Genomic DNA, 7693 nt, shown 5'->3' on the forward strand with positions numbered 1-7693 from the left:
CAGCAATCCCCGGGCTTCCTGGCGCCGGAACGCGCCTGGATGGACGAGATTGTCGGCAACATGGGTTATGTCGATGCCCTGCGCGAAGTCAGCCGTGAAGGCGACCAGTACAGCTGGTGGCCGGATAACGAACAGGCCGAGATGCTCAATCTGGGCTGGCGCTTCGACTACCAGATCCTGACACCGGGCTTGCGCCGCTTTGTACGCAGCGCACGTCTGCCGCGTCAGCCACGGTTCTCGCAGCACGCGCCGCTGATCGTCGACTACGACTGGACGCTGACCATCTAAGCGTCGTTTCGCAGTCAAAAAAATGCCCGTATCGCAAGATACGGGCATTTTTTGTGCGCCAGCCTAGAGCGGGCTAAACCTCAGAGCGCGACAAACATCGGCAGGGCCAGGTACAGCTTGATGACGATGACGTTAATGATGTCGATGAAGAACGCACCAACCATCGGCACCACCAGAAACGCAATCTGCGAAGGCCCGTAACGCTGCGTCACCGCCTGCATGTTGGCGATCGCCGTCGGCGTGGCACCGAGACCAAAACCGCAATGCCCTGCGGCCAGCACCGCCGCATCGTAGTTGCGGCCCATCATGCGGAACGTCACGAAAATCGCAAACAGCGCCATGACCAAGGTCTGCACCGCCAGAATGATGAAGATCGGTAACGCCAGCGCCGCCAGATCCCACAGCTTCAGCGACATCAAGGCAATCGCCAAGAACAGCGACAGGCTGACATTGCCCAACACCGACACTTCCCGCTCGAACACCTGATACAGGCCCAGCGCCGAGAGGCCGTTGCGCAGCAACACACCGACAAACAGCACACAAACAAAGGTCGGCAACTCGAGCGCACTGCCTTGCAGCCAACCGTTCAGCAGATTGCCGACCAGCAGGCTGACCGCGATCAGGGCGAGTGTTTCGATAAATGAAAACGGCGTTATCGAGCGCTCTTTGTTCGGCTGTTCAAAACCCTTGGGGAGCCGTGGCGCTTGCTGATTCTGGCAACCTGGCACCTCAACCCGTTTGATCAACAGGCGAGCCACCGGCCCACCAATCAAACCGCCCAGCACCAGACCAAAAGTCGCCGAGGCGATCGCCAGTTCAGAGGCAGAAGCCAAACCGTATTTCTCACTGAATACCGTGCCCCACGCCGCGCCGGTGCCGTGACCGCCCGCCAGAGTGATCGAACCGGTGAGCAGACCCATCAGCGGGTCAAGTCCGAGCAGGGTGGCGAGGCCAATGCCCATCGCGTTCTGCACCACCAGCAGCCCGGCGACCGCCAACAGAAATATCCCCACCACGCGCCCGCCCTTTCTCAGGCTGGCGAAGTCTGCACTCAAACCAATGGTGGCAAAGAACGCCAACATCAAAGGCGTTTGCAGCGAAGTATCGAAGCGCACTTCAATATCCAGCGTTCGCATTAACAACAGAACCAATGCGACTACCAGACCGCCGGCAACCGGTTCGGGAATATTGTAATTGCGCAAAAATCCAACGCGAGTAACTAAACCACGCCCCAGTAAAAGTACTAAGGAAGCGGCCACGAGTGTTCCGTAAAAATCGAGCTGAATCATTTTGATTATTCTTGGCTATATTCAGGGACGAGCTCTTTTCCTGAGCGCGCGCCGTGAATCGGCTGATTGTCTCAACACTGATTGCTGTGGAATTCAAGAACCTTCGATGGCTTGAATATATCGAAATATTTCAAGAGAAACATAACGCCGGGCAACTTTAACAATCGTCGATTGCCGATGCCAAGGACGGAGCCAGCGTCAAGGCAGTGCAGTTGTGACTAAACATGTAAGAGCGAAAAATATATAACTAGATGACTACCATTCATCGGCAATAGATTAATCCTACATCCCAAAGAAACTAATCCCGTTGCATTCATGTAAATGCCCGTAGGTGAAACACGGGCATTTTTATTAATCAGAGAATTGTCTGACTGGAGATGTCTCGGGGCGCGCGCGTCAGGATGTCTGGCGTGTCGCCAATCACCACCGTGTCGTCGATCCGAAAGCCACCCAGCCCCCACTGAAAAATCCCCGGCTCAGCCGAATACACTTCGCCACTCATCAGCGCACGCGTGTTGAACGCCATGTCGTGGGGAAACTCATGGCCGACCAGCCCAAGTCCATGGCCCGTACGATGGATGATCAAGTCCGCCACTCCATGCCGCTCGAAAACCCCTTGAGCCGCCGCATCAATCGCGCAAACCGGATTGCCCGTCACCGCCGCTACGCACGCCGCCTCATTGGCTTCCCGCGCCGCCTCATACAACTGAATTTGCCGCGCCGAAGGCTTGCCGCAAAACCAGGTGCGCTCGTTCTCGATGATCAGACCGTTGATGCGCGGAATAATGATGTTCACCAGACCATGACCCTTCTCGATGCGTGCGCCGCACTGCCGACCATCGCCATGGGGTGCACAGCTCGCCGGGCCGGACAGGGTGAAAAACTCAATGCACTGCACATCCTCACCGGGGAAACGATTAGCCGCTTCTTCGACAAACAGTGCCGCCATGCTCATGTCCAGCTCCTGAACCAGCCGTCCGGGGCGGATGTTTTCCCGGTAGCGATCCTGCAACCAATCCGTCAACGCACAGGCTTCGCGCATCAGTTGGATCTCTTCTGCATGCTTGACTAGCCGCAACGTGCGGCACTCTTCGGTCGCGTTTTGCAGCACCAACGATGGCAGCAAAGTACCGACGCGAGCCAACGGCGCCGTGATCGCGTCGACGCCAATGCGCGACCGATGCAGCCCGGCATCGCGCAAAGATTGTGCGACCAGCTCACTCCACTGACTGACCAAGGGCAGGCGATTTTGCACACGCGGATGCTCGGCATAAAAACGTGCATCCTCGATCCAAAGATGCCCAGCCTCTTGGGTAAATCGCCAATGATGCGTCGATAGCTCATGGGCGATCACAAACGGCGCACCATTTCTCGGTACGACGCACAGAATTGGCCGTTCCCACGTCTCGACGTCGGTATTGAAGTTGGTCGCAAACTGGAAGAAGTCGGCCTGGGTGAACAGCAAAGCATCAAAGCCTTCGCGATCCATCAGCGAGTACATCAGTTGCAGGCGATAGTCGCGCACAGCGTGTCCGAGGTGTGCCATGGGCTGGCTCCGTGTCGTTGAAGTGCATGCAGTGTTCAACGAGGGCGTTGCAGGCGTCGCGCCGATCCTTGCTCAATTGCCGGTACTTTCTTGCTCACGAGTTTTATCGGGACTGGCGAAAATCCGTCGGGCTGATGCCATAGGCTTTACGAAAGACTCGGGCGAAATGGCTGGAGTCGGCAAACCCGGATTCCAGGGCAATTTCCAAAATAGTCTTGGCGGAGTTTTCCAAAGCGTTGCGCGCCCGCTGCAGGCGCACAACCAGTACATGGGCATGCGGTGAAGTGCCAAAGGCGCGTTTGAATTCGCGAGCGAAGTGGAATTCACTCATCGCCGCAATTGCCGCCAACCGGGCAATGCAAAGCTTTTCGCAGGGGTGACGCTCGATGTATCGCAAGGCATCCATCAGGCCTTGGCTGGCAACTCTTGGCTGGGTGCTCGAAAGCTCATAACTGTTCAATAAATGAGCAATCAATACCTGAACGCTTAGATCCGCCTGCTCACGGGCGCCCCGACTGTTGTCACCGATGGACAGCGCCAATTGCCGGGCCAGCAAATGAGCCACTCTGTCGTTTTGATACAGCGGCTGATGCGTTCCGCGAAATCCGGCGAAGCTCAATCCTTGCTCCTGCGCCGCAGCGGTCAACGCCGGCATTGGCAAATGCACATGAAGGATGTCGAAAGCGCTACGCGTGTCCCAGCTCGCGGATTGGCTGGGCTGCAGCAATCGCACCTGACCGCTGTGAATCTGGCCGTCCCACACCTGCCGGCCGCCAACAGCGGCGCGCGACTGCATGGGCGCAAGCATCACGCTGAGCAAAACATGCTCGCGCGGTTCAGTACGTTCAAAGTGATAGCTGTCTGTGGATGAACGCTGCCAGCGGAACACCGCAGCGCCGGTCGATTGCAGATCCGTCAGCACGGCGGCGGGTTTCATCCGCCATTCCTCGGTCTGCTGCTCGATAGAAGGAAAGACCAGCTGAGCCATTGCGCACTCCGCCCGTCAGGCCCGCGAGCCTACTTGATCAACCGCCAGGTAAACGGATACCGGTACGGATAGCCCTCGTTGGCCTTCACCCCGGCAATGATCGTCAGCACCAGTGCGCCGATGCCCAATATCACGATCAGGACGAAGCCAATGAGCAGCAGCATCAGCAGGAAGCAGATCAACGACGCGATCGCGACAGTGATCTGAAAATTCAGCGCCTCTTTGCCCTGGGCATCGATAAACGGATCCTTTTCACGCTTCATCTGCCAGAGAATCAACGGCCCGATCAGGTTGCCGAACGGAATCCAGATTCCCAGCAAAGCGGACAAGTGACAAAACATCGCCCATTGACGAACCTCCTGGCTCGGTTTGGGCAGCAGCGCTTGCTCGTCACTCATCGCACTCTCCTTGCGGTTATGAACCTGCTCAGTCAGCCAGTGCGGCCTTCTGCAGTTCGAAAATCTCGTTCATGCCTTGCTTGGCCAGTTCCAGCATGGCGTTGAGGTCTTCCGGCTGGAACGGCGCGCCTTCAGCGGTGCCCTGCACTTCGATGAAACCACCGGTGCTGGTCATCACGACGTTGAGGTCGGTCTCGGCAGCGGAATCTTCAAGATAGTCCAGATCCAGTACCGCTTCGCCCTGATACATGCCGACCGACACCGCGCCGATCATTTGCTTGAGCGGGTCGCCGCCCTTCAGGCCGCCGCGCTTCTTGATTACTTTCAGCGCATCAACCAGAGCAACCATGGCGCCGGTGATGGACGCAGTGCGGGTGCCGCCGTCAGCCTGGATCACGTCGCAGTCGACGTACAGGGTAACGTCGCCCAGCTTGGACATGTCCAGCGCAGCGCGCAGGGAACGGCCGATCAGGCGCTGGATTTCCAGGGTGCGACCGCCCTGCTTGCCACGGCTCGCTTCACGCTGGTTACGCTCGCCAGTGGCGCGCGGCAGCATGCCGTACTCGGCGGTCAACCAACCCTGGCCCTGACCTTTGAGGAAACGCGGCACGCCGTTTTCGACGCTGACGGTGCAGATGACTTTGGTATCACCGAATTCGACCAGCACCGATCCTTCGGCGTGTTTGGTGTAGTTGCGGGTAATGCGGATCGAGCGGAGCTGATCGGCAGCGCGACCACTTGGACGTTTCATAGGAGATACCTGTACTGAGGACGGAAAACTGCCGAGCATTATAGAGCGGTGCACCGCGACTGGGCACGGGTTAAAAATTCGAGCCGACGACCGAGGGCCCTGAAACACGCATTACCGACGGGCTGCAGCCCTTTGTCACACCGTGTGTTTGGGCGCATTCGCCGCACTGCGCTACAATCCTGCGCCTTTGCTGCCAGTCGGCATAAATTCATTGATATCGCGCTTGCGGAACCCAGGTTTCGCGCCGATCTGCATTGCGAGGTTACCGCCATGGTGCACAGCATGACCGCCTTCGCCCGCGTCGAGAAAGCCGGCGTACAGGGCACCCTGAGCTGGGAACTGCGCTCGGTCAACAGTCGCTATCTGGAACCGCACCTGCGCTTGCCGGAAACCTTTCGCGACCTCGAAGGCGCGGTGCGTGAAGCGCTGCGTCAGGGCCTGTCGCGGGGCAAACTGGAATGCACCCTGCGTTTCACCGAAGAAAGCACCGGCAAAGCGCTGCAAATCGACCGCGAGCGCGCCGCGCAACTGGTTGCTGCCGCGGAAACCATCGCGGGTCTGATCAAAAACCCGGCAGCGCTGAACCCGCTGGAAGTCCTGGCCTGGCCTGGCGTGCTGGTCGGCGATGCAACCGATCCACAGGCGCTGAACGCCGAAGCGCTGGCCCTGTTCAATCAAGGTCTGAAAGAGTTGAAGGCTGGCCGCGAGCGCGAAGGCGCGGAGCTGGCCCGGTTGATCAACGAGCGCCTGACGTCGATCGAAGCGGACGTCGTGACCCTGCGCGAACTGGTGCCGCAAATGCTCGCGACCCAACGCCAGAAAGTCCTCGACCGCTTCGCCGACATGAAGGCCGAGCTGGATCCGCAGCGTCTGGAACAGGAAATGGTCATCCTCGCGCAAAAGAGCGACGTGGCCGAAGAACTGGATCGCCTGAGCACCCACATCATCGAAGTGCGCCGGGTGCTCAAGTCCGGCGGTGCAGCCGGGCGTCGCCTGGACTTCCTGATGCAGGAGCTCAACCGCGAAGCCAACACATTGGGCTCCAAGGCCTTTGATCCGCGCAGCACCCAAGCCGCCGTCAACCTCAAGGTGTTGATCGAGCAGATGCGCGAACAAGTGCAGAATATTGAGTAAGGCAACCCCGACATGACCCACAGCACCGGCACCCTGTACATCATTTCCGCCCCTTCGGGCGCGGGCAAGAGCAGTCTGGTCAAGGCTTTGACCGACGCCAACGCGGAGATCCGCGTTTCGGTTTCGCACACCACCCGCGCCATGCGTCCGGGCGAAGTCGACGGCGTGAACTATCACTTCGTGACGCGCGAAGCGTTTGTGAAGATGGGCGAACACGGCGATTTCCTTGAGCGCGCCGAGGTTTTCGGCAACCTCTACGGCACCTCGCAAAGCCATCTGCAGCAAACCCTCGACGCGGGTCACGACCTGATTCTGGAAATCGACTGGCAAGGCGCCGAGCAAGTGCGCAAGCTGATGCCGCAGGCGCGCTCGATCTTCATTCTGCCGCCGTCGCTGCAAGCACTGCATTCGCGTTTGACCAACCGTGGTCAGGACAGCGACGAAATCATCGACGGCCGCATGCGTGAAGCGGTCAGCGAAATGAGCCACTACGTCGACTACGACTACCTGATCATCAACGACGATTTCGCCCACGCGCTGGACGATTTGAAGGCGATTTTCCGCGCCAATCAGCTCATTCAGAAGCGTCAGCAACAGCTTCACGGCAAATTGCTGGCCGAATTGCTCGGTTAATCAGTACTTCCCAAAAGGCCTGCAAGCGCTTTACATTGGCACTTGCAGCGCGTTGAAGGGCTTGGTTAAAAAATCAGCGCTTCCCTAATCGCTGGTGATTTTTTAAACTGTTGAGTCCGCTCGCCCAACCGGGCAGCGCGCATATTGCATTCGCTCCGAGGAATACCATGGCCCGCGTAACCGTTGAAGACTGCCTGAACCACGTGGAAAACCGTTTTGAGCTGGTCATGCTCTCTACCAAACGTGCCCGTCAACTGGCCACCGGCGGCAAAGAGCCACTGGTTCAGTGGGAAAACGACAAGCCTACCGTTGTAGCGCTGCGTGAAATCGCTGAAGGCCTGATGAGCTACGAGTTCATCGCCGAGCAAGAAATCGTCCAGGATGAGCCGCTGTTCGCAGCGTTCGAGGACGAGTCCAACGAGGCCGTCTAAGCCTATGCCTGGTCGACGTAGCACGGCGCGGGATCACAGCTTACGGCAGGAATCATCATGCCGAGCATAGACGCCCTCGCCGATCGCTTATCGACCTACCTCGGCAACGACCAGGTCAACCTGGTCCGCCGAGCGTATTTCTACGCCGAACAAGCCCATGACGGTCAACGCCGTCGCAGCGGCGAGGCGTACGTCACGCATCCTCTTGCCGTGGCCAATATTCTGAATATTGGCC

At 58.4% G+C, this 7693-nt stretch carries 9 protein-coding genes and 1 pseudogene; 5 read left to right on the plus strand and 5 right to left on the minus strand.

The features are described from left to right. Positions 1–288 (plus strand): annotated as a pseudogene (gene crc, locus ACIP1X_RS26900) (catabolite repression control protein Crc); the annotation flags it as partial. 80 nt (positions 289–368) lie between these two features. Here crc and gltS read toward each other — a convergent pair. The 5 genes from gltS to rph form a co-directional block, all read right to left on the minus strand. After that, positions 369–1577: a sodium/glutamate symporter gene (gene gltS / locus ACIP1X_RS26905; protein ID WP_400755788.1), complete on the minus strand. Its 1209-nt coding sequence runs from the start codon at positions 1575–1577 to the stop codon at positions 369–371. A 355-nt stretch (positions 1578–1932) separates the two neighbouring features. Further along, the gene (locus ACIP1X_RS26910) at positions 1933–3123 is read right to left on the minus strand and encodes a M24 family metallopeptidase (protein ID WP_400755789.1); all 1191 of its coding nucleotides are present in this window, start codon (positions 3121–3123) and stop codon (positions 1933–1935) included. Between the two features lie 103 nt (positions 3124–3226). Next, positions 3227–4111: a helix-turn-helix domain-containing protein gene (locus ACIP1X_RS26915; protein WP_400755790.1), complete on the minus strand. Its 885-nt coding sequence runs from the start codon at positions 4109–4111 to the stop codon at positions 3227–3229. Positions 4112–4140: 29 nt separating this feature from the next. After that, positions 4141–4509 (minus strand): DUF4870 domain-containing protein, encoded by a 369-nt coding sequence (locus ACIP1X_RS26920; protein ID WP_053125048.1) that lies wholly within the window; start codon positions 4507–4509, stop codon positions 4141–4143. Positions 4510–4537: 28 nt separating this feature from the next. Then, positions 4538–5260: a ribonuclease PH gene (gene rph / locus ACIP1X_RS26925; protein WP_016985814.1), complete on the minus strand. Its 723-nt coding sequence runs from the start codon at positions 5258–5260 to the stop codon at positions 4538–4540. 270 nt (positions 5261–5530) lie between these two features. On the opposite strand from rph, the gene ACIP1X_RS26930 reads away from it, so the two are divergent. The 4 genes from ACIP1X_RS26930 to ACIP1X_RS26945 form a co-directional block, all read left to right on the plus strand. Beyond that, positions 5531–6394 carry a YicC/YloC family endoribonuclease gene (locus ACIP1X_RS26930; protein WP_053125050.1) on the plus strand — a complete coding sequence of 288 codons (864 nt, stop codon included), beginning with the start codon at positions 5531–5533 and terminating at the stop codon, positions 6392–6394. 12 nt (positions 6395–6406) lie between these two features. Beyond that, positions 6407–7027: a guanylate kinase gene (gmk, locus tag ACIP1X_RS26935; protein ID WP_053125052.1), complete on the plus strand. Its 621-nt coding sequence runs from the start codon at positions 6407–6409 to the stop codon at positions 7025–7027. A 167-nt stretch (positions 7028–7194) separates the two neighbouring features. Next, positions 7195–7458, plus strand: coding sequence for a DNA-directed RNA polymerase subunit omega (gene rpoZ, locus ACIP1X_RS26940; RefSeq protein WP_016985812.1), 264 nt, complete (start codon positions 7195–7197; stop codon positions 7456–7458). A 57-nt stretch (positions 7459–7515) separates the two neighbouring features. Beyond that, a partial coding sequence (locus ACIP1X_RS26945; protein WP_400755791.1) for a hypothetical protein occupies positions 7516–7693 on the plus strand: 178 nt, incomplete at its 3' end.

Source organism: Pseudomonas sp. NPDC088885 (assembly GCF_044750025.1).
GTDB lineage: Bacteria > Pseudomonadota > Gammaproteobacteria > Pseudomonadales > Pseudomonadaceae > Aquipseudomonas > Aquipseudomonas rustica.

Bases quoted from the DNA above. Each gene is read 5' to 3' on its own strand.
- ACIP1X_RS26910 (WP_400755789.1), bottom strand. From the start codon at position 3,123: ATGGCACACCTCGGACACGCTGTGCGCGACTATCGCCTGCAACTGATG.
- rpoZ (WP_016985812.1), top strand. From the start codon at position 7,195: ATGGCCCGCGTAACCGTTGAAGACTGCCTGAACCACGTGGAAAACCGT.
- gltS (WP_400755788.1), bottom strand. From the start codon at position 1,577: ATGATTCAGCTCGATTTTTACGGAACACTCGTGGCCGCTTCCTTAGTA.
- ACIP1X_RS26915 (WP_400755790.1), bottom strand. From the start codon at position 4,111: ATGGCTCAGCTGGTCTTTCCTTCTATCGAGCAGCAGACCGAGGAATGG.
- gmk (WP_053125052.1), top strand. From the start codon at position 6,407: ATGACCCACAGCACCGGCACCCTGTACATCATTTCCGCCCCTTCGGGC.
- ACIP1X_RS26920 (WP_053125048.1), bottom strand. From the start codon at position 4,509: ATGAGTGACGAGCAAGCGCTGCTGCCCAAACCGAGCCAGGAGGTTCGT.
- ACIP1X_RS26930 (WP_053125050.1), top strand. From the start codon at position 5,531: ATGGTGCACAGCATGACCGCCTTCGCCCGCGTCGAGAAAGCCGGCGTA.
- rph (WP_016985814.1), bottom strand. From the start codon at position 5,260: ATGAAACGTCCAAGTGGTCGCGCTGCCGATCAGCTCCGCTCGATCCGC.